Genomic DNA, 21,964 nt, shown 5'->3' with positions numbered 1-21,964 from the left:
AACCCCATAAGAACAATCAGTTCCCGGGGTTGTTAATGAATTCATACCTAAAAAGACCTTTAAAATCACTGTGTTAACAAGTGTTTAAAAGTTTTCGTAATCCTTCTCCCATCCAGACTATACTGTCGGCTTCGGAATTTCACCGAATCCACCGTTTTTGCAAAACAAAACCGGGTCACGGACTAAGAAACAAATGTCTCATCACCGCCGGTTGGGAATTTCACCCGACCCCGAAGGACGCCGTCAAAGTAACGGCATTCAATATTAGATTTGTTTTTAATGTATCTGATTTATTTTATTTATGCAACTATTCCTGCTTTATATGCAGCAAAAAGCCCCGGCTAAAAATGCCGAGGGCAAGAATTATTGACCAATAATTAGCTTCTCTTTAGGATAATGAATGTGTTCTGTCACCACATTCCCTCGCAGGATAAAGAGGAATGAAAGAACACCGATTCGTCCGATAAACATCAAAATCATTAAAATAACTTTACCCGTTGAGCTTAATATTCCTGTTATTCCTGTCGTGAGGCCCGTTGTACCAAAGGCAGAACACACCTCAAAAAACAATTTCTCTACCGGCATCGGATCTGTGATCGATAGTATGACTGTCGAAGTTGTGCATAGCACCACCGATACAATGATAACGATAAACGATTTTTGTATGTCTTCAGGGTAAATTTCACGATTGAAAATTTTAATCGTATTCCTTCCTTTTGCATAAAACAATATGGTCAATAGAGCCACAGCAAATGTAGTTGTCCGAATCCCTCCGCCGACACTGCTCGGTGAAGCACCAATAAACATCATAACCCCCAAAAATAGGATCGTTGGCTGTGAGAACTCGCTAATATTCATTGTAGCAAGGCCACCGCTTCTTGTTGTCACAGATTGAAAGAGCGAATAAAAGATGCTCTCATGCCACGACTTACCTTTAAAAAATAAATTCATCTCTAATAAAAAGATACCGATAGCCCCTACAATGACAAGCAAAAGAAATGTTGAAGTTGTAACCTTAGTGAAAAGAGTAAATGTGTACCGTTCCAAATATTTTCTTTCTTTTATGAAATTATTCACCTCTACTAAAACCGGAAATCCAATCGCTCCTGAAGTAATTAAACACATGATGACAATCTGCACGAGATAATCGTCTTTAAATGGCAGCAGCGAATTTCCTGTAATATCAAATCCTGCATTTGTTGTAGCCGTTACGGAAGCGAAGAAGGCATGGTAAAGTGTTTCAAGCGGCGAATGATAATACGGCTGGAACAAAATAAAGAGGAGCACTGTCCCCACAATTTCAATACCAATGATCAAAACAAGTATTTGTTTCATCAATTGGACAAGACCTGCAAGTGTCGATTGATTTTGATCGGTCATAATTAACTGGCGCTCTCTCATTCCGATCCTCTTACCGATTAAAAGCCAAATCGCTGTTCCTAATGTCATAACACCAATTCCGCCAATTTGAACAACAAGGGCGAGAATAATAACTCCAGTATGATTGAACGTTTCTGAGATGCTGACTGACGTTAATCCTGTAACACTAACTGCACTAACAGCAGTAAATAAGGCATCGACAAAGGCCAAGTGAACTCCTGCCTTATGCCCAATAGGCAGACTTAAAAGAACAGTAGCCACAATGACGGATAATAAATAAAATATGACAATGATCTGGACCGACGTAAGATGATTCTTTTTTTGCTGAGTTGCTGTATTTTTAAACATTTAATTTCACCCGTCAAAGGAATTTTTCTATAACTTTATGAAAGCTTAACAATAGGATTTCCATTTAACAAGTGAAAATGAACATTTGTTAAATATGGCTATTCCATTTTCTCGATAGAATTACGGTGCTCATACATTCTCTCCTCAATCAGTTTGTACAAAGCTGGCGAATCGTCTACCTTTATAACAACCCTCGAAACTTTCTTTTTAAACCCATAAATTAAATCCACTGTTAATTCGTCAATTAAAATAAGGTCAATGTATGGCTTCTCAGGAGTAAAATCACTTACAAGTGCTTCAAACGTATTTTTCTTTTCACTGTGTGGAATTGTTTCTGGACCCTCGTATCTTCGTAATTCTTTTATATTGCAGTAGGGCACGATAATTCCTTTATAAAAGCCTACATTTATAATCAATGACTGTTTTCCCGCTATCAAAGGCACTTTCCTTACTGCTTGCATATGGCCAAGAAGGAAAAGGACAGAATAAGCATTTAAGAAGAGAAGTATCAGCGATAAAATGTGATCGATTTGAATGAAGAAAAAATGAAGTCCAATCGACTCAATGAGAAGAGCATGAATCAGCATGAGGTTTAACGCAATAAAACTCGTTTTTTTATGATAGGTGAAAATATCACCTGAAAGCATCGGAGGCTTCTTCCAGGAGAATAATGCGTAATAAATCATAGTGATCTCACTCACCGCTGAATCCATCATTCGTGTTCGTGAAAAATGTCTGTTAAACGCTTGTTTAATTTTAATCAAAAAAGGTAATTCTGCAGGGAGTTCGCGGAAAGTTGCTTTCACCCTGCTAATTCTGCGCAGAACGGTTATGAGCAAATAAAGTTCGACAACGAAAAATCCTGCTTCTAATAAAAGCAACACCTGAGATAGAAAAGAAACTTTTTTCAGCAGGGAATCAGGAATGATAAACGCAGCAAGTCCATAACTGACTAGTGCCGCTAAAACAGTAAGCTTCCAAGAATATCTTTTGCGGATAATATAATAGTACGTCAGAATTGGTACAACAATTAGAAAATCAAACATTGAACCGATTAAAACAGGTGAAGGTACGGGATGAAAAATAGGAGCCTTGTATAAGAGTGCATTGCTTCCAATCACAATTGACAACAGCAGCAAGTAAGGCTTCCATTTAATAGGCTGAATAACAGTCGAATTCATATTTATTCCCCCTCTCTTCCATTATACTAAATATTACCAACACTGCACGCGGCATCCATATTTTGTCACTAAAGATACATATAAAGCTCGTTACACTTTTTATATTGAGAGGTCTGGATTTAAGGGGTTCGTCTTCTTTTCTTTTATTGTTAGAAACATTATTCCGCCTAGCCCTAAAGCAACTAATTCTAAAACTGGGATATACCAAGGATACGGACCAAGATAATCAATAAGAGATGCTTGTTCAGGTTTACTTCTTAAAAACATATAATTCGAATTTAAAAAGAGATTTGCTAAATAAACGAAACCCGCAAACATATTAAGCAGAATAAAAGAAGAGATAAAAGTACTCCACGAAATTTTAAAGCCCCTAACGATCGCATAATACATCGCCGTCCAAACGATAAACCCATGAACTAAAAAGAATTGGATATAACGAAAGTGCCATGCTGGCTGAAAAAGTTCAGGTGTAAGGATTGCTTGAAAAGCACCAGAAACACCAAAAAGATAGACAAAAGCAAAAAGTCTTTTGTTCTCCCATAATAGTAATAGGATACACAGCAAGACACTTAAACTGCACAGCTGCAAAGGCAAATACATCTTCACAATCCACATGTCATTATAAATTGCCCAAACATGAAATGACGTTTCAGAAATAAATAAACCTGACAATAAAACCTTTTTTGCGCCGCCACTTTTTCGCAAAGCTTTCCGAAACACATACATAAGAACGGGAATAAAAACGATAAGAAAAATACACAATAGGTGATCCCAATGATAAGGACTAAACCCCGCCTGTCCGATACCAAACCAATTTCTCATGATTCATCCCCTTTCTTTGTATTCATGATATTCCCAACTTCCATACAAAAATCCTTTTTCATAGCCTGTTTTCGTATTCTAAGCTGCTTTTGAAAGGGGTCGATTTCCGTTACGAAAATGGCCTAAAAGCAACAATTTTTCAAAGAAGATCGATTTTAAAAGAGCCTTTTCATAAAATGGAAATTTTTGTTGCGTAACGTAACAGTGTTATGTTACATTGTGTTTAAGGAGGTTGCATATGGAAAATCTCATCTCGAAAAAAGATTTACTTGAAACAGCCAATATATCATATGGACAATTATATCGATGGAAAAGGAAGAATCTCATTCCGGAAAATTGGTTTATACGTAAATCAACATTTACAGGTCAAGAAACATTTTTTCCGAAAGAAGATATTTTACAGCGAATTGAAAAGATTAAATCCATGAAAGACGATTTATCTCTTGATGAACTGGCTGATATGTTCTCTCCTTCCCCTTCTGTCACATCATTATCAGCTGATGAATTAACAAAACGTAACATTGTTTCTACTACTTCATTTGAAATGTACACCAATCATCTTGGTACTCAACTCCAATATTCATTTGAAAATTTATTATCTCTTTATCTATTAGATCGTTTATTGCAGACAGGCGAAATGAATCGTTCGGAAGGTATAGATCTGTTAAATGTTCTTCACGAGCATTTATCCAAACTGAAAAGTAATGAAGGTGAATTGATTTTTATTAGGAAGATGGGTGTTTCGCTCTTTATTTTGACACTTGATCCAACTAATCTTTTCATCGATTCACAAGCCAAAATTATCGCTCAATATAAAATGAATTCTTGCATTGAAGAGTTAAAACTAAAACTTTCTTAAACATATGAGGAGGATATATCAATGGAAAAAACAGTTCAAAATAACATTAAAATTTCTGGTTCAAGTTCAGTCGGCGGCGGTGTTTTCAATCAAGTCAAAATAAACGGATCCGGTAAAATCATTAGTGATATTGAATGTGAAGTGTTTTCATGTAACGGTAGTTCAATAATAGAAGGTAATTTAAAGGCTGAAACGATAAAAGTTAGTGGTTCTGCTGATATTGAAGGCAATGTGACTGCAGAAGAAATTACGGTAAGCGGAAATTCAGAGATTGATGGAAATTTAGATTGTGAAGTGATTAAAGTAAACGGTTCAGCTTCAATAAAAGGAAATGTAAAAGGAAAGGAAATACTCATTAATGGAACTTCCAATATTGAAGGAAATGTTTCATCTGAAGAAGTTGAAGTAAGAGGACAGGCGAAGATTAAAGGTGACTGTGAAGCAGAAGTCTTTATTTCTCGCGGAAATTTTAAAATAAACGGACTCTTGAATGCAGGTAATATCGATCTTGAACTGCTTCGTCATTGTGAAGCAAAAGAAATTGGCGGTGAAAACATAATTGTTCGTAAAAATATAGAAAATGCTGGAGTTAAAAAACTTATCAAATTCCTAGTTAACCAAAGCAACGATTATCTCACTGCCGATGTAATTGAAGGTGACAAAATCTATCTGGAGTATACTCAAGCAAAGGTAGTACGTGGAAACACAATCGAAATTGGTCCGGGCTGCAGTATTGAAAGCATTGAGTATAAAGAAACACTTGAGATCGATGAAAACGCCAAAGTTGGCAAACAAAATAAAATATAAACAAAAAACAGGCTCAAAAGTGAAATTTACTCCTTTTGAGTCTGTTTTTATATTGCACCCTTACTGTCCCCCTGCTGTTATCTTCAAACCAATAATTCCAGTCAAAATAAAAGCTAGAAACACAAACCTAAGAATACTTTTGGGCTCTCCAAACAGAATAATTCCTAATATTACTGCGCCTGCCGCACCTATTCCTGTCCATATCGTATAAGACGTTCCGATTGGCAGTACTTTTGTAGCCAATGATAAAAAATAAAAGCTGATAATCATACCCGCAACTGTAACAACAGATGGTCCTAATTTAGTAAATCCATTCGTATACTTCAATCCGATCGCCCACACAATTTCAAACATCCCCGCAATAAATAAGTAAACCCAAGCCATTTTTCACCACTCCTTGATAAGAGAATAGAAAAAAGGCCCAGAAAGATATAATTTCTATATCCTCCCAGGCTTTTGTCCCTCCGTGTACACGATGTATCCATGCGTGCGCTTTCTCTCGGACCAGTCTAGCACGATAGCTACGGAACCCTAGAAAGCTTTCATTATATTATTTTACACAACATAGATGAGTGTCAAGTACTTCATACAGGCTCTAAATCATGGTAAATAATGTATAGACTTCTTCATTCCATCAAACATTAAGGGAGATAAAGGCAGGTGACAAACAAGTGAGTACAGCAAAAGCAAACTTTTGTTGTTCATATTAGATCAAGCTATCTCAAAACTTTTTAAAATTAAAGCATTACAGTTAATATACCTAGTGGGCATCATCTTTGCTCTGTCATTAACGATGTACAAAAATGAGATTGAGCTTGGAGAATCAGGCTCAATCATGCAGCCGATTGTAACCTTGATCTTAGGGTTCATTCCACTTGTGATTGTAGTAATCACAGCTAAGTGGAAAAAAGAAAATCAAAGCAGGCTACCAAACAAAGTGGCTAATGCAACGGACTGGAATATTTTTATGCCTTTTAAAAAAACACTTTCTTCTAACTGATAGTCCTGTATAATATAGGAAAAATCAAAGGAGGAAAAATATGGATTCTATTATCGAATACTACACTGGTTTTGGTGAGAGAGAATGGACGCGCCTTGACAGAGAACCACTGGAATACATAATTAACTTTCACTACATAAATCATTATCTTCCTAAAAAAGGACACATTCTTGATAATGGCGCGGGACCAGGAAAATACTCCATTGCATTGGCACAAAAAGGCTACCAAGTTACATTAACTGACTTAACACCTAAACTTGTTTCAATCGCTGAAGAAAAAGCAATAGAGCATGGTGTGATCGATTTATTTGAGGGATTTTTTGTGGAAAATGCCCAAGATTTATCTCGGTTTAACGATGAAGTATTTGATGCTTCACTTATGCTCGGACCACTCTATCATTTGCAAAATGAGGACGAAAGAGTAAATGCTGTAAGCGAATTATTTCGAGTAACAAAAAAAGAAGGACTTGTATTTGTAGCATTTCGTTCACGCTCCAATCATAGTATGCTGTCTTTATTTAATCCGCAGCATTGGAAACCAAACGATAATATGGATGCGATTAATGTTTTTAATAGCACAGGAACATTCAATCATAGTGATGAAGGCCGATTTACAGGTGCCTACTTCTTCAACATTGATGATATTAAACCATTTATGGAGTCACATGGTTTTGAAACTGTAGATTTAATTGGTTCAACAAATATAGGAACACTACTAAATCAAGAGCAGCTGAACTACTGGATTGATAAAGGTGAACAAGAATACTCGAAGTTGATTGATTTTTTTATCAAGATGGCGAAAGACCCTTATCTATTAGGAGTATCTTCTCATTTACTCTACATTGGGCGAAGAAAGTAACGAAGAGATGAGGTTCGCTCCTCATCTCTTCGTTTTAGGCTTTTTTCTAAAAGATTGTTGGTTTTAATACGCTCTTTACTAAAGATTGTTGCTTTTAGGACATTTTCGTAAAGTGCCTTCATTGAAGTGATTGCACAGCGCTTAGGAGGCTCACCCCACACCTCCCGGAAAGCGAGTATCCTGGAGCGGAAATCAACTACTTTTAAGAGCAACAAAGTTTGCGATAACAGCCTTTTTTATTTTACTAAACAGCAACTATTATTTTTCACTTCATCTTTAAACGCATCAATAAACGTTTGTAATGACGGGGAAATGTCTGTTTCGCGTTTAAACTGAACTAATGCACTCTCTCGGTATATTTGAGGAAATCCATTCACGTTTAATTTTACAAGTGTACCATCAGCTATATCTTGGGCAACCATCGTCTCCGTCAATAGTGCTGCACCCATTCCATTTTTCAGCATGTCATATGCAGTTGGGGGCGGAACCTCGAATTCTGCTCTTTTTTGTGAGATTAACTCCAATTGATACCGTTTTGCCTCCATACTCCAATCTACTAATAAAAAAGGGTCAGCCAATTCTCTAATATCCTTAATATCAATTTCAGCTTTTCTCGCCAACTGGTGCTTGCAATGAGAGACGAACATTAGCGGTTCCTTGATATGCAGTAAACTTTTAAGTTCTGTATTAAAGAACGGATAGGTCATAATACCAAGTTTTATCAACCCGTTATGCAGCATTTCTAATATTTCCTGATTATGCCCTGTATGAACGATGACTTCTAGATTCGGGTTTGCTTTATGCAATTTTGCAAGAGTTGAAGAAAAATAATGAGCAGCAAGGGTAGGAAGAGTTCCTATAACAATTTTTCCTCCTCTCCCCTCTTTTGCCATTTGTGCTAGTTCAACTCCTTTATTGAGGGTTTCGACCGCTTTTTGAGCAAAAGGCAAGAATGTCCTCCCTAACTCTGACAATTCCAGCCTGCTCCCACCTCTATTAAATAATTCTCCTCCCACTGCTCTCTCTAAATTTTGGATTCGAATGCTGATTGTAGGCTGGGAAATATCCATTATTCTTGCGGCTTTACTAAAACTTCCATGGCGCACAACTTGTTCGAAAGCGATTAATTGATTTGTATCCATTCACTCACCCTTTATTAATAAAATTAATAATGAATATAATTATTATTGCATTGTTTAATACACATCCCTATTTTACACTTTTTTTATCAAGAACAATAGAAAGGGTGTATGAAGTGTCATTTATAAAAATTTTGAGAATTCCCCATTTAAGCATTTTATGGCTCAGTCAATTATTATCAGCCATCGGCGACCATTTATATGTGATAGCGATCACGTGGATTGCGGTAAAGGAATTAGGAGCATCAGCGGCATATGTAATTGGAGCAGGTACTTTTTCAGCTTTATTCTTCGGTATTGCAGGGGGCATCTATGCTGATCGCTGGAACCGGCATAAAACGATGATCACAGCTGATTTTCTCCGAGCATTTTTGGTAGGTTTGCTGCCATTTCTACATTGGTATTCTGAGATTGAACTATGGCATCTAGTTACAATCAGTGTAGTAGTCTCGGGATTAGGAACTTTTTTTAATCCTGCACTGCAAGCAAGCCTTCCTGCTATATGCAAAGACTCCATTACACTTCAGCAAACGAATGCATTGATGGATACGACTCATCGTTTCGCTAGAATATTCGGGCCAGGTTTAACAGGTGTTTTTCTTACCGTATTTCCATTGGCTCAATTTTTCACGCTGGACGCTTTTACCTTTGTACTTTCAGCATTAGCTCTTCTCCTAATAAGACATGCATTCTCAATCAATGAAAACAAAGAGAGCCTAATAACGGCAAAATCCACACCATTGATCGATTTTATGAAAGCAAGTACATTATTAAAAAATCATAAAATTCTATTGTGGGCGTTAATCAGCCTCAGTCTCGTCAATTTATGCTGGGGTGTTGTATACATGGTGGGTGTTCCGTTATTTACAGAACAGATTTTAAAAGAAAATGTTGGCGCTTTTGGCTTAATTGGCGGTGCATATGGTATTGGAAACATACTAAGTCTTTTTATGGTTGGATCGTTGAAACGAAATATACGGTTTATGTATGCCGGTCACGTCATATTGGGAATTGGATTTCTGGTCATAGCATCAGCTGACTCCATTTGGATCGCGGTAGCCGGAGCAATTATTGCAGCTTTCGGAAGTCCACTTGGTGACATCATGTTGTTAACGATGATACAAACCGACTTTCCTACTGAGCATATCGGAAAAATTTATAGTTTTCGTGCGCTGCTCGGTGGTCTCGGGCTTTCATTAGGAGCTCTTATAGCAAGCTTTACTTACTCATACTTTCCAATTCCGATTGTCATGGCGTTTTTCTCTGGTGTCATCCTTTTAATTGGTTTCACAGGGTTAATCAAATTACGCCAATCCAATCCAATAAAAACAATACCATCTCGCTCTTTATAGTCCTTTTTAGCGGAATTTTTAACTCTAATTTTAAACAATTGTTTAAAAATAAGTCTGTTTTCGTAAACGATGTTGCTCTTGATTCGGGTTAATTTCCGCTCTCTCGACTTGCTTCCCACAGCGTGTGAGGTGAGCTCTTTCGTCGCCTTGCGACAATGGTTGGTCTAGCCTGTATTACTGATCTCACAGAAAAAAGTGAAAAAGGCAACCCCGCCCGGGGCTGCCTTCTGTTTTTACCTTTCTCTTTTTTCTAATGCTGCGCTCCATGCTGTAAGAATAACGGCACCTAATACCATTACTCCGCCAATCCATGGTGTATGAATGATTCCGATTGAATCAACAATCACTCCACCAACAAATGCGCCGATTGCAATCCCTACATTAAAGGCTGCAATATTGAGAGCAGATGCCACATTTACCGCGGATGGTACATATCTTTCGGCTAACTTCACAACATAAACTTGAAGACCTGGCACGTTCATGAATGCTAACAATCCTAATAAGAAAATGGTTACAGTCCCTGCGACTTTAAATGGAGCTGTAAAGGTTAATATGACAAGGATGACCGCTTGCACGATAAACATCCATAATAAGGCTTTTAACGGATTTTTATCAGCTGCTTTACCGCCAACGGTGTTGCCGATCGCAACCGCAATTCCATAGCCTAATAAAATAAAACTTACCGCTTTCGGAGCATACCCTGTAACATCTTCTAAAATTGGCGCTAAATACGTAAATGCTACAAATGTTCCGCCATATCCAAGCGCAGTAATAGCAAATGCTAACAGCAATCGCCCATTTTTAATTACTTTCAATTGATCACTAAAGCTTGAAGGCGGTGCTTCTTTTAAATTCTTTGGTACTAAAATCGCACTTGCTATGATAGCAATGACTCCTAATAAAGCAACCGCCCAAAATGTTGCTCTCCATCCAAATGTCTGTCCGATAAACGTACCTAGTGGGACTCCTGTAACTGTTGCAACGGTTAACCCTGTAAACATAAACGCAATGGCACTTGCCCGTTTATGCTCTGGCACTAAATCTGCCGCAATCGGAGCTCCGATTGAGAAGAATACACCGTGTGAAAAGGCCGTAATAAAACGTGCCATTAATAATAAACCGAAACTTGATGATAGAGCTGCTACACTGTTTCCTGCAATAAAAACAACCATCAATGACATGAGAACGGTTTTTCTGTTCATGTTATTCGTTAAAGCTGTAATAATTGGTGCGCCAAATGCTACGCCCAATGCATATCCGGATATCAACAATCCTGCCAATGTAATGGATATATTTAAATCATCTGCAAGTGATGACAACAAACCAACCGGAACAAATTCTGTTGTACCTATTCCAAAAGCTGATATCGCTAATGCTAATAATGCAGGAAAACCACCTTTCGTTTTAGCGGTCTCCATTTTTGCTGTTGCTGTATTCATTTATTTCCCCTCCATTATTCTCCTATATTATAATGACTCGTGCACACTAGTCATTAAAACATCTTGATGCTATTATGAAAGATACACAAACATAAAGTAAGTACGCACTTTAAAGTACTGTAGGCACTAAAAAGTAATATTTGGATTTAGGAGGCGAATATTCAAAATGAAAAAATATAATATTCCTGTAGAAGCGGCACTTGAAGTGATCGGCGGAAAATGGAAAGTCGTCATTTTATGCCATCTTATAAAAGAGAAAAGAAGAACGGGAGAATTAAAACGATTAATGCCGGGGATCACACAGAAAATGCTGACACAGCAGCTGCGTGAGCTAGAAGAAGATGGTGTGATATTACGCGAGGTTTATAACCAAGTTCCTCCACGGGTAGAATATTCTTTAACCGATTATGGCTGGTCATTGAAGCAAATTTTAGATTTGCTTTGTGCGTGGGGTGAACATCATATTGAGAAAAACTATCCCAATAAAGAAGATGTCCTCATCAAAACCGAAGAGCTGGAGCAGGTTTAATAAATACAATTTAATCATTTGTTTAAATCAGACAGCGAAATGCTGTCTTTTTTTGTTGATCAATTAGTTTTATCTGCAAAATAATAATCCTTCTTTCACAGAAATACATTATTATCAATGAAGGAATAACGAATTGGGGGTCATCGTTATGGACTATAGCCGATTAACGCAGGAGGAGATGCTTTCTATCGTCCAGAATGGTTTGAAACGGCCTCTTACTCCCAAAAGAATTATCGTTGCTGGTGCCGGGATGGCTGGTTTAGTTGCTGCTTCCCTTTTACATGCTGCAGGGCACGAAGTTCATCTTTTAGAATCCTCCCAGCGAGTAGGCGGCAGAGTTTTTACAATCAGAACTCCCTTTACCTATGGCAATCATTTAGAAGCTGGTGCCATGCGGTTTCCCGAAACTCATAAACTCGTCCTAGCATACATTAAAAAATTCAGTTTGCATACTCAGGAGTTCATCAATTCTCAGCCGCACGACTTAATTTATGTGAATGGTATTATGACAGAAAATAGAACCTATGAAAAAAATCCTGATATACTTGGATTTCCTGTCACGGTTAGTGAAAAAGGAAAAACAGCTGAACAGCTTATGAAATATGCTGTTCAACCTTTGATTGATTTTATTGAACAAGATCCAGACAAAAATTGGCCAGCAATCATAAAACGTTTTCAAAGTTATTCATTGGACAATTTTTTACGAAACAATCCTTTTGGTCGCTCCCTTTCATCAGGTGCCATAGATATGATTAAAGTTCTGCTCTCATTAGAGGGGCTGCCTGAACTTTCATTTCTAGACGTATTTCGGGATATCCTCATCATTTTCATCAATCCAAAATTAAAATACTTAGAAATTGTAGGCGGTAATGATCAGCTTCCTAAAGCATTCCTTCCACAGCTGAAAAACCATATCTTTTTCAGCCAAAGATTGACTCGTATTGTTCAAGATCAAAATAAGGTCACTTTGTACACGGAAAGCCCGCTCACCTCACATCCCTATGTGTTCGAAGCGGATAAAGTGATAATCACCATTCCCTTTTCGGTGTTAAATTTTGTCAAGATCGAGCCATTCCATTCTCTTTCGTATTACAAAAGAAAAGCGATCCGCGAACTGCATTATGTCCCTTCTACCAAAATAGGGATCGAGTTTAACCACCGGTTTTGGGAGAAAAACGGTCTGTCTGGCGGAAAGTCAGTAACAGACCTCTCTACCCGTTTTACTCATTATCCAAATCAAAAAAGAGCCAGTAGTTCTTCAGGCGTCGTTATAGCCAGTTACACATGGGAAGATGATACGGTTCCATGGAGAAGCTTTCCAAATCGAATAAGAGTAAAAGAAGCGTTGGATTTTTTATCCCTATTTCATGGGCCGCAAGTATACGAGTATTTCGTTACTGGCCACGCACATAGCTGGTCACTTGATCCGCATACCGGCGGTGCTTTTACAATGTTTAAACCGTATCAAGAAGAAGAAATTTATGAGGCCATCAAAGCTCCAGAAGGCAGACTGCACTTTGCAGGTGAACATACCACACTGAAACACGGATGGGTAGAAGGAGCCATCGAGTCAGGAATAAGAGCAGCGATGGAAGTAAATGAAACGTAAAGCGGAATGGACTCAAAAGTGAAATTCCTCTGCACTTTTGAGTCTTTAATTTAATTATGAAACCATTTAAACTTCAAATCTGAAAAATGGAGATTGAAATTTTAAATTTCGTTAATAAGCCTTTAAAAAAGGCTTTCGTTCACATTGAAATGCTTTGATTTTTATTTCATTAAACGGGAAATCGAAATTTATCCACGTTATATTCGATTTATCCACGTTATTTTCCATATAACCACGAATCGACACATCAGACTGCAAAACCGACTCGTAGCGGAGATCATTTCAACTCATTCAAGCCTGTAAATACCTCTCCTGAATAATATTCCGATGATGCAATTCATGTCCTGCGATAATCGTAAGGAGCGCTCGTGCTGAAACTTCAGTATTGTTTGCAGTGCCCTTTCGCAATAAAGCATCATCACTTAAACTTTTTAGTAAATGGATGGTGGATTGTCGTACACAGGCAAAATGATCTAGCAATTCTTTTAACGTCTGACTATCAAAGTGCGCTTCTTCTACATATTTGTTTTCATCATAACCAGGAAGCGAAATTGTTTCTCCCCTTGCAATACAAAGAAGCCTGTAGCTCATAATCCGCTCCGTATCCGTAATATGACCGATCACCTCTTTAATACTCCACTTGCCTGGCGCATAACGATATTCACTCCTATTTTCATCCAAAGAGCTTAGTTTCCTCACCGTTTCTTTCATTTGTCTTTCTAGAATATCTGCCATATTTCCTTCAGGCACTAATTTTACATACGAAGCATAATAATCTGCGTATTCGTAAGCCGCTGGCATGTTTTCCATGTTTAACACCCCTTTTTAGATTGTTTTTTTGTAATTCGATTCTTAATAGATAAACCCTTCATTTCCACTCATCCTCTGTGAAAATATGTATTTTATAAAAACAATAAAAACCGAAGCATATTCACGAAATTGAAAAATTTATACGCTTCCTTCATGTTACCCATTTTTAATATCTCATGTTATAATCGTACGCGTTGACATCGGACCCGACTTTCATGAGAGTTGAAAGTCATCACAATTTTATAATAAAAGAAAGAGGTGCTCCTTTGAATTTACAGACAATTAAACAACAATGGTTCGGGAACATTAGAAATGATGTTCTAGCAGGGATGGTGGTTGGACTTGCCCTTATTCCAGAAGCAATTGCCTTCTCCATTATTGCAGGTGTTGATCCAATGGTAGGATTATATGCCTCATTTTGTATTGCCGTTGTAATATCATTCCTTGGCGGAAGACCAGGGATGATTTCTGCTGCAACTGGTGCGATGGCGCTTTTAATGGGCTCATTAGTCGCAGATCATGGATTTAAGTATTTATTAGCCGCTACGATTTTAACTGGGGTTATTCAAATCCTAATCGGTGTATTAAAACTTGGCAAGTACATGAGATTTGTTCCAAGACCCGTTATGGTTGGTTTTGTAAATGCTCTAGCGATACTTATTTTTATGGCGCAGCTTCCCCACTTTTCAGGAGAATCCTGGGTCATGTATGCAATGGTAGCAGGCGCATTAGCTATTATTTATCTTTTTCCAAGAATAACAAAAGCGGTCCCGTCTCCTCTAATTGCGATTATCGTTATAACGGTGATTTCTATAATGACAGGTTCATCGGTTCGATCCGTTGGAGATATGGGGGAACTGTCACAATCACTTCCGATATTCTTCATTCCTGATATTCCGTTAACGTTCGAAACATTGAAGGTTATCTTTCCTTATTCATTTGCCTTAGCACTTGTTGGGTTGCTAGAATCTCTGCTCACAGCTCAAATCGTTGATGATATGACAGATACAGAAAGTGACAAGAACAAAGAAGCCAGGGGACAAGGTATGGCAAATATCGTCGCAGGATTTTTTGGAGGTATGGCAGGCTGTGCGATGATTGGACAATCTGTAATCAATGTGAAATCCGGTGGCCGTGGCCGACTTTCAACATTTGTTGCTGGTGTTTTCTTAATGATTCTTATTGTTTTATTAAACGACGTATTGTCCATGATTCCAATGGCAGCTTTAGTTGGTGTAATGTTCATGGTATCGATCGGGACTTTTGATTGGTCATCATTAACGAAGCTTCACATTATGCCAAAATCAGATGCAGCTGTGATGATTATTACTGTTGTGACCGTTGTAATCACACACGATTTATCTAAAGGGGTTTTAGCAGGTGTAATTTTAAGTGCACTTTTCTTTGCTTCAAAGATTTCAAAAGTGAACATCGAATCGGCATTTGATGAAAAATCAAATCAAAAAACGTATGTCGTAAATGGTCAATTGTTCTTTGCTTCAGTAACGGACTTTGTCGGTCATTTTGATTTTACTGAAAAAGTGGATCAAATTGTCATAGACCTTACGCACTCTCATCTATGGGATGATTCAGCAGTAGGCGCCATTGACAAAGTCGTGATGAAATACCGTCAAAACAATGTGGATGTAGAAATTATTGGTTTGAATGAAGACAGTTCTAAGTTAGTTAAAAAACTTGCTGTTCATGATAAAGCCAACGGTCAAATCGCGGCACACTAGTATAAGACAGTAATCGAGGGGTACACTTTTATCGTGTACCCTTTTCTTCTGGAGTTATTTTTTGAATATTTTGAATATATTTATCCACTCGTATATAATAGTATGTGAAAGCGATTTCAATAGGAAAGGAAGCGAAGAATCATGTACATTCATGAAACAGACCTCCGTAAAAAAACCTTTGATGAGCTATTCAGTCCAGAAGTTGATAACCTGGAAAAAAACCACTTAATCCACAATTATAGTTTAGCGATTTTAGGTATTGCCGCTATTCTAATAAGTAAACTTTTTTAATAAGAGTTAGCCAAAACTGGCTAGCTCTTTTTGTTACCCTCACTTTTCTAATCATCTGCCCACAAAGGCCGTTTCAGGGTATTCACCCATTTTCATTTTTATAGCCTGCTGCCTAGAATTTATTCGCTAGACGAAATGACCATTTTTATTTTAATAGTCTGGTATACAATCGTTTTATAAAAATCCCCATATGATGTAGGACAAGTATTGAAGTTACTTTGAATTTTTAAGAAAACCTGGCTGCCACAAACTCTTTACGGTCAGCCTAAGTTGCACTTACACTATCGGATTAAAATTGTGTCATTACTAAAATCACCATGTTGACAAGTTATTTTTTTGTTAGTGTAAAGAAACACGAAAGGGCGAAAAACGACTATGAATTTCCCGATTTTGATTTCCGTTTTCGTCTTCCTAATGACTATGTTAGTTATATTTTGGAGACCAAAAGGCATCAACGAAGCATGGCCAGCAGCTATTGGAGCTGGAATCATCTTAATTACAGGTGTTGTTAGTTTTAACGATGTAATTGATGTAATCCAAAAAATTGGCGGTGCATCGATAACCATTATGTCAACCATTGTAATGGCGGTTATCCTTGAAAGCTTTGGATTTTTCCATTGGGCTGCGACTCGGCTAGCCAAATTAGCAAAAGGATCTGGTTACCGATTATACTGGTATATCCAATTGTTTTGTTTTTTGATGACACTGTTATTTAATAACGATGGCAGTATTTTGATCACTACCCCGATTTTAATTTTACTTCTTAGAAATTTCCGATTAAAACCGCATCAAAAAATCCCCTACCTTTTAACTGGAGCCCTTATTGCTACAGCCTCAAGCACACCAATCGGCGTTAGTAACATCGTAAATTTAATCGCATTAAAAATTGTTCACATGACGCTTTATATGCACACTGCCATGATGTTCATACCTGCAATGCTAGGACTAGTATTTATGTCCATATTGATGTTTTTTTTAGTGAAACAAAAACTTCCTAAGAAGTTACCGGATTTAACAAATGATATTGAACAATCTTTTTTCAGAAAAAATTTTCATCCTCTAAAAGAAAAGGTTACTGTTACAACAAAAAAACAACGGACAGCGTTTATGTTAAAAATCATACTCTTTGTGTTTTTCATCCGCTGCTCTATCTTTGCCGCTTCCTTTCTTTCTATTCCAATAGAAATCGTGGCCGTATTAGGATCTCTCATTCTCCTTTTATGGAGATGGTATTACCTGCGTACAAGCCCTTACGATATTTTGAAAAAGACGCCTTGGCATATTCTTATCTTTGCTTTTTCGATGTATGTCATCATTTATGGTCTTCACAACTCAGGATTAACTGTGATTCTTTTGAAAATTTGCAAGCCTATCGTAGAACAAGGACTCTTCCAAGCAACCTTTCTTATGGGTGGTTTGGTTTCAATATTGTCCAACTTTTTTAATAACCATCCCGCTTTGCTGATTGGTACGATTACTTTAACTGAATTGCATTTAGATCCTGTTAATTTAAAGACAATGTATCTGGCTAGTATTATTGGAAGTGACATTGGATCATTGCTGCTCCCTATAGGCACATTAGCTTCATTAATCTGGATGCACATATTAAAGCAGCACAAAATAAAGGTTAAGTGGAAGGATTATTTAAAAGTATCATTAATTGCTATTCCATTAACCTTATTGGTCACTCTATTCCTTTTATACCATTGGATCAATTTGATTATCTTATAAAAAATAGGACGATTATCAATTTAATAGGAGAAGATTTGTTTGAATGATTTATATCAAATGATAAATAGAAAAATGATAATAAAGATGCCTGGGGAATGTATCGAAGGTATTTTATCAGATGTAGGGAACGACATATTAGTTGTAAATGATGGTCAAAATTATTATTACATTCCACAGCTGCATGTCATGAAAATTAAGCTTGATGAAAAGGAGAATCAAAATCATACTCCCTCTTTCGAATCACCAAATGACATGCAAGAAAAGAAGATATCCTTTCGCGGTATTTTGTTAAATGCCGTTGGAATCAATACCGAAATTCACATAGTTGGGAAAAAATCACTTCATGGCATAATCACAAAAGTACTTAGCGATTATTTTGTTTTTTACTCTCCTATCTACAAAAACATTTACATCCCACTTAATCATGTAAAATGGCTAAGAGTAATTGATCAAAATCGTACTCCTTTCCATTTTCCTGATACACCTGCCGTGACATCTTCATTGAGCCGCTCTTTTGAAGAGCAATTAAAGAAATCCATTGGTACACTCGTAGTTTTTGATATGGGAGAAGATAACGATAAAATCGGCTTAATTAAGAGTGTGGATGCCAATATGATTCAATTAATAAATGCTAATTGTGAAACGATTTATATAAAACAAAATCATATAAAATCCATACATTTCCCATGAATACCCATTTTTAAAAAGCATTGAATCCTAATTTGGGTTTCCATGCTTTTTTTTTCCATATTGAGCAAAACACTTCTTTCATCCAATTCATCTAGTATAAAATAAACATGTTAATATAGAAAATGGTGTAAAAAATCTAATGATAAAAATAGAGTAACCTTAAAGGAGCACGACAAGATGACACAAAGTGGATTAAAAGAAAAAATCCTTTCTGTTTTAGAAGATAAAATAAAATTAATCAAAAAAGATGAAGGTGACATTTATTTAGTAGGACCGATTCGCCTCCCAGTTAATCTATACGGAGAAACAGTTGTGTTTCAATGGTATTGCTGGCTTCAAGGCTGTGATCAAACAAATAATTTTGAAGAAGTGATTGATCGTCTCTCCTCTGCAAATTTAGCAGAATATCAGCAATCCAGCGTATTAGTGTACGGAGATTTTGAATATAATGAGGATGCCTTGATCCGAATGCACTCGATTTGCCATACTGGAGATATTTTTGGAAGCAAACGCTGTGATTGCGGATACCAGCTTAAGCAATCCATGCAAATGATTGTGGAACACGGCACAGGTGCTTTGTTCTATTTAGCTAATCACGAAGGAAGAGGTATAGGTCTTTTCAGTAAAGCAATGGCTTATCTTCTTCAAGAAAATGGACAAGATACGGTAGAAGCTAATGAAAGCTTAGGTTTCGTGGATGATTCCAGAAACTACGAAGATGCCATCGAGGTGTTAAAAGCTCTTCGCGCAAAACCGGTTACGCTCATTACAAACAATCCAAAAAAACTAGAAGCACTTAAGAAGTCTGGCCTTCCTGTATCAGGAAGAACACCTATTTGGGGAGATATTTCTGAATTCAACGAGAAGTATCTGCAAACTAAAATTAATCGTTCGGGACACATTCAAGAAGAAGGGATTTTCACGAATGAGTAATCACGAATTTTACATGAAGCTAGCTTTAGATAATGCATTAGCAATGAAAGGCCAGACTGATCCTAATCCGTTGGTAGGAGCAGTAATCGTAAATGATAATCGTATTGTCGGTGTTGGTGCCCATCTAAAAGCTGGTGAACCGCACGCTGAAATTCATGCTATTCGAATGGCGGGAGAAAAAGCAAAAGGCGGTACAATCTATGTAACGCTGGAGCCGTGTTCTCACCATGGACGTACAGGTCCTTGTGCGATCGCTATTGTTGAAGCTGGTATAAAAAAAGTTGTAGTAGCAACACTCGATCCCAATCCGCTTGTTGCAGGAAATGGTGTGAAGATCTTAAAGGATGCCGGCATTGAAGTTGAAGTAGGTATTCTTGAAAAGGAATCACAGCACATGAACGAAGTTTTTAATAAGTTTATTGTTGAAAACGTTCCCTTTGTTACGCTTAAGTCCGGTATCACTCTTGATGGAAAGGTCGCTAGCCATACCAATAATAGCAAGTGGATCACTTCAGAGGAGGCGCGGCTGGACGTCCATAAGCTTAGAAATGAGAATGCTGCTATTTTGGTTGGTGTAAATACTGTGCTGCACGATGACCCTGAACTCACAACTAGAATTCCGAATGGCCGCAACCCTATTCGAGTAGTATTAGATTCTTCTTTAAGAATTCCGGTGAACGCAAAACTCGTTACAGACCGCAAAGCAGAAACCTGGATATTCACTTCCGAGAACTGTGATCCCTTAAAAAAAGAGCAATTAGAATCATTAGGTATTAAAGTATTTATTGCTGGGCGTACTCAGGTGAATCCGCGGGATGTACTTAACATACTAGGTGAGAACTTAGTCTCTTCCCTTATAATTGAAGGCGGCGGAACGATAAATGCTTCATTTTTTGAAAAAGGATTAATTGATAAAGTGATATTATATGTTGCACCAAAATTAATTGGCGGCAAAGAATCCCCTTCATTTTTCGGGGGAACTGGTATCGATAAAATGGCAAATGCCATCGAACTTTCTAATATGACCGTAACCCCAATCGGACCTGATTTTAAGTTTACAGGTTACCCAAAATATAAAGATTAGAGGTTTTAAGCATGAAATTTGGTTTTGATATCGATGACACACTCATTAATTTAAGGCAGCATGCATTTTCGATATACAACAAAAATTTAAAAAAGGAAGTCCCGCTTGATGTTTTTCATAAAATTAAAACATTGGAAATACATGAAGCATTTGGTCTTACAGCAACAGAAGGAAATCAAATGTGGCGTGACTCAATGGAAGAAATTTATTTTACAGACTGCCCCTTATACCCTGATGCACTAGAACTCTTGCAGGAGCTTGATGAACAAGGTCATGAAATCTATTATATTACAGCTAGACCTGCAGAATATTGTGAACGCACAAAAAAATGGGTAGAAGAAGCTGGATTCCCTGTTCAAGAAGGCAGATTTTTTTGCGGGATGAAAGATGAAGAAAAAATACACACGATTAAAAAGTTAAATTTAGACTTCTATTTTGATGATAAACCGAATGTATTAGAAACCCTGACAAATGAATCCGTTCAGTTGTATGTAAGAGATCAATCGTATAACCAGCATGTCGAGATGCCCCGGCTAACAAACTGGTCAGAGCTTAAAGATATCATCAAAGAAAAAGAAGACAAAAAATAACAGCACCCCACAAGTGCTGTTTTTTCTTTGCCTATTTCCATAATGAGATGGGCATTTGCTACTAACTCCTATACCGGAACAGTCATATGATGTTCTACTATAAGGAATGTTGTAAATGGCCATCTGCGAAAAATGTTGGGGGCTTCCCCCCTTACTTAAAGGCTATTATTGTTGCTTTTGGACCAAGTTGATTGGAGTGCAAGGTGCGAGACTCCTGCGGGATTAGTGGGACAGATGAAACCACTCATGGCGCAAGGCGCAGAGGGGGCTCAGCGCACCCCCCGTGGAAAGCGAGCATCCTGAAACGGAAATCAACCTCTTACAAAGAGCAAAAAATTATACGAAAAAAAGCTTACTAAAAAAAGAATGGCGGTGATTTTTAGTTGCTAGAGGTTAGAGAATCACGTTATGGAAGAGGTGTTTTTGCAACAAAAGATATTCGTCAAGGTGAACTGTTCCATGAAGCTCCTGTCATTGAGTGTCCTGATGATCAATATATACGTCTTAAAAAGACGGCGCTTCGAAACTATTACTTTAACTGGTATGAAGGTGTTGCCATTGCCCTAGGATTTGGGTCATTGTTTAATCATTCCTATAAACCTAACGCTAGGTTTAAAAATAACTATAAAACACAATCAGTTGATTTTTATGCACATAAAAATATCAAAGCAGGTGAAGAAATCTTCGTCAATTACAACGGTGATCCGGATGACCAGGGTTCTTTATGGTTTGACGCTGATTAGAAACAAAGAAACAGCAGCGCTTAGGCGTG

22 protein-coding genes and 2 riboswitches are annotated in these 21,964 nt (G+C 37.4%); of the genes, 15 read left to right on the top strand and 7 right to left on the bottom strand.

Going from position 1 to position 21,964, the window contains the following annotated elements; genetic code table 11:
* Positions 1–96 precede the first annotated feature (96 nt).
* A riboswitch (FMN riboswitch) is annotated at positions 97–242 on the bottom strand.
* A gap of 121 nt (positions 243–363) precedes the next feature.
* From J2X07_RS00375 to J2X07_RS00365, 3 genes are all read right to left on the bottom strand, one after another.
* Positions 364–1,728 carry a TrkH family potassium uptake protein gene (locus J2X07_RS00375; protein ID WP_310255461.1) on the bottom strand — a complete coding sequence of 455 codons (1,365 nt, stop codon included), beginning with the start codon at positions 1,726–1,728 and terminating at the stop codon, positions 364–366.
* Between the two features lie 98 nt (positions 1,729–1,826).
* The gene (locus J2X07_RS00370) at positions 1,827–2,909 is read right to left on the bottom strand and encodes a hypothetical protein (protein ID WP_310255460.1); all 1,083 of its coding nucleotides are present in this window, start codon (positions 2,907–2,909) and stop codon (positions 1,827–1,829) included.
* A gap of 99 nt (positions 2,910–3,008) precedes the next feature.
* Entirely contained in the window at positions 3,009–3,731 is a 723-nt protein-coding gene (locus tag J2X07_RS00365; protein WP_310255458.1) for a TIGR02206 family membrane protein, read from the bottom strand.
* 238 nt (positions 3,732–3,969) lie between these two features.
* Between J2X07_RS00365 and J2X07_RS00360 the strand changes: the two genes are divergently transcribed.
* Positions 3,970–4,590: a YhbD family protein gene (locus J2X07_RS00360; RefSeq protein WP_310255456.1), complete on the top strand. Its 621-nt coding sequence runs from the start codon at positions 3,970–3,972 to the stop codon at positions 4,588–4,590.
* Positions 4,591–4,611: 21 nt separating this feature from the next.
* Complete coding sequence (locus J2X07_RS00355; RefSeq protein WP_310255455.1) at positions 4,612–5,397, top strand: bactofilin family protein; 786 nt, start codon at positions 4,612–4,614, stop codon at positions 5,395–5,397.
* A 60-nt stretch (positions 5,398–5,457) separates the two neighbouring features.
* Here J2X07_RS00355 and sugE read toward each other — a convergent pair whose 3' ends face one another.
* Complete coding sequence (gene sugE / locus J2X07_RS00350; RefSeq protein WP_310255454.1) at positions 5,458–5,781, bottom strand: quaternary ammonium compound efflux SMR transporter SugE; 324 nt, start codon at positions 5,779–5,781, stop codon at positions 5,458–5,460.
* A gap of 59 nt (positions 5,782–5,840) precedes the next feature.
* A riboswitch (guanidine-I (ykkC/yxkD leader) is annotated at positions 5,841–5,943 on the bottom strand.
* A 148-nt stretch (positions 5,944–6,091) separates the two neighbouring features.
* On the opposite strand from sugE, the gene J2X07_RS00345 reads away from it, so the two are divergent.
* Together J2X07_RS00345 and J2X07_RS00340 are read left to right on the top strand one after the other, a co-directional pair.
* Positions 6,092–6,397, top strand: a complete 306-nt coding sequence (locus J2X07_RS00345) for a hypothetical protein (protein ID WP_310255453.1) — start codon at positions 6,092–6,094, stop codon at positions 6,395–6,397.
* 40 nt (positions 6,398–6,437) lie between these two features.
* Positions 6,438–7,256 (top strand): class I SAM-dependent methyltransferase, encoded by an 819-nt coding sequence (locus J2X07_RS00340; RefSeq protein WP_310255452.1) that lies wholly within the window; start codon positions 6,438–6,440, stop codon positions 7,254–7,256.
* A 236-nt stretch (positions 7,257–7,492) separates the two neighbouring features.
* On the opposite strand, the gene J2X07_RS00335 is transcribed toward J2X07_RS00340, so the two are convergent.
* Positions 7,493–8,398, bottom strand: a complete 906-nt coding sequence (locus J2X07_RS00335; RefSeq protein WP_310255451.1) for a LysR family transcriptional regulator — start codon at positions 8,396–8,398, stop codon at positions 7,493–7,495.
* Between the two features lie 113 nt (positions 8,399–8,511).
* On the opposite strand from J2X07_RS00335, the gene J2X07_RS00330 reads away from it, so the two are divergent.
* Complete coding sequence (locus tag J2X07_RS00330) at positions 8,512–9,747, top strand: MFS transporter (RefSeq protein ID WP_310255450.1); 1,236 nt, start codon at positions 8,512–8,514, stop codon at positions 9,745–9,747.
* 233 nt (positions 9,748–9,980) lie between these two features.
* Here J2X07_RS00330 and J2X07_RS00325 read toward each other — a convergent pair whose 3' ends face one another.
* Entirely contained in the window at positions 9,981–11,186 is a 1,206-nt protein-coding gene (locus tag J2X07_RS00325) for an MFS transporter (RefSeq protein WP_310255449.1), read from the bottom strand.
* Positions 11,187–11,352: 166 nt separating this feature from the next.
* Here J2X07_RS00325 and J2X07_RS00320 point away from each other — a divergent pair, with 166 nt between their 5' ends.
* Positions 11,353–11,715, top strand: a complete 363-nt coding sequence (locus tag J2X07_RS00320) for a winged helix-turn-helix transcriptional regulator (RefSeq protein ID WP_310255447.1) — start codon at positions 11,353–11,355, stop codon at positions 11,713–11,715.
* A gap of 148 nt (positions 11,716–11,863) precedes the next feature.
* Positions 11,864–13,324 carry a flavin monoamine oxidase family protein gene (locus tag J2X07_RS00315; protein WP_310255446.1) on the top strand — a complete coding sequence of 487 codons (1,461 nt, stop codon included), beginning with the start codon at positions 11,864–11,866 and terminating at the stop codon, positions 13,322–13,324.
* A gap of 291 nt (positions 13,325–13,615) precedes the next feature.
* On the opposite strand, the gene J2X07_RS00310 is transcribed toward J2X07_RS00315, so the two are convergent.
* Positions 13,616–14,134 carry a DinB family protein gene (locus J2X07_RS00310; protein ID WP_310255445.1) on the bottom strand — a complete coding sequence of 173 codons (519 nt, stop codon included), beginning with the start codon at positions 14,132–14,134 and terminating at the stop codon, positions 13,616–13,618.
* Positions 14,135–14,400: 266 nt separating this feature from the next.
* Here J2X07_RS00310 and J2X07_RS00305 point away from each other — a divergent pair, with 266 nt between their 5' ends.
* From J2X07_RS00305 to J2X07_RS00270, 8 genes are all read left to right on the top strand, one after another.
* The gene (locus tag J2X07_RS00305) at positions 14,401–15,873 is read left to right on the top strand and encodes a SulP family inorganic anion transporter (RefSeq protein ID WP_310255444.1); all 1,473 of its coding nucleotides are present in this window, start codon (positions 14,401–14,403) and stop codon (positions 15,871–15,873) included.
* A 141-nt stretch (positions 15,874–16,014) separates the two neighbouring features.
* Positions 16,015–16,164, top strand: coding sequence for a hypothetical protein (locus tag J2X07_RS00300; protein WP_310255443.1), 150 nt, complete (start codon positions 16,015–16,017; stop codon positions 16,162–16,164).
* Positions 16,165–16,539: 375 nt separating this feature from the next.
* Positions 16,540–17,895 (top strand): arsenic transporter, encoded by a 1,356-nt coding sequence (locus J2X07_RS00295; protein WP_310255442.1) that lies wholly within the window; start codon positions 16,540–16,542, stop codon positions 17,893–17,895.
* 39 nt (positions 17,896–17,934) lie between these two features.
* Positions 17,935–18,585 (top strand): DUF2642 domain-containing protein, encoded by a 651-nt coding sequence (locus J2X07_RS00290; RefSeq protein ID WP_310255441.1) that lies wholly within the window; start codon positions 17,935–17,937, stop codon positions 18,583–18,585.
* Positions 18,586–18,762: 177 nt separating this feature from the next.
* On the top strand, positions 18,763–19,518 hold the full coding sequence (locus J2X07_RS00285; protein WP_310255440.1) for a GTP cyclohydrolase II: 756 nt from the start codon (positions 18,763–18,765) through the stop codon (positions 19,516–19,518).
* On the top strand, positions 19,511–20,602 hold the full coding sequence (ribD, locus tag J2X07_RS00280) for a bifunctional diaminohydroxyphosphoribosylaminopyrimidine deaminase/5-amino-6-(5-phosphoribosylamino)uracil reductase RibD (RefSeq protein WP_310255439.1): 1,092 nt from the start codon (positions 19,511–19,513) through the stop codon (positions 20,600–20,602). Before J2X07_RS00285 ends, ribD begins: the two co-directional genes overlap by 8 nt.
* 11 nt (positions 20,603–20,613) lie before the next feature.
* A complete protein-coding gene (locus J2X07_RS00275; RefSeq protein ID WP_310255437.1) occupies positions 20,614–21,192 on the top strand; it encodes a 5' nucleotidase, NT5C type in 579 nt (192 codons plus the stop codon).
* 383 nt (positions 21,193–21,575) lie between these two features.
* Positions 21,576–21,935: an SET domain-containing protein gene (locus tag J2X07_RS00270; protein WP_310255435.1), complete on the top strand. Its 360-nt coding sequence runs from the start codon at positions 21,576–21,578 to the stop codon at positions 21,933–21,935.
* Positions 21,936–21,964: the final 29 nt, after the last annotated feature.

The sequence above is a fragment of the Fictibacillus barbaricus genome (assembly GCF_031457135.1).
Taxonomy (GTDB): domain Bacteria; phylum Bacillota; class Bacilli; order Bacillales; family Fictibacillaceae; genus Fictibacillus; species Fictibacillus barbaricus_A.
The sequence above is the reverse complement of the archived record's forward strand: the minus strand, read 5'-3'. Positions and strand labels throughout refer to the sequence as shown.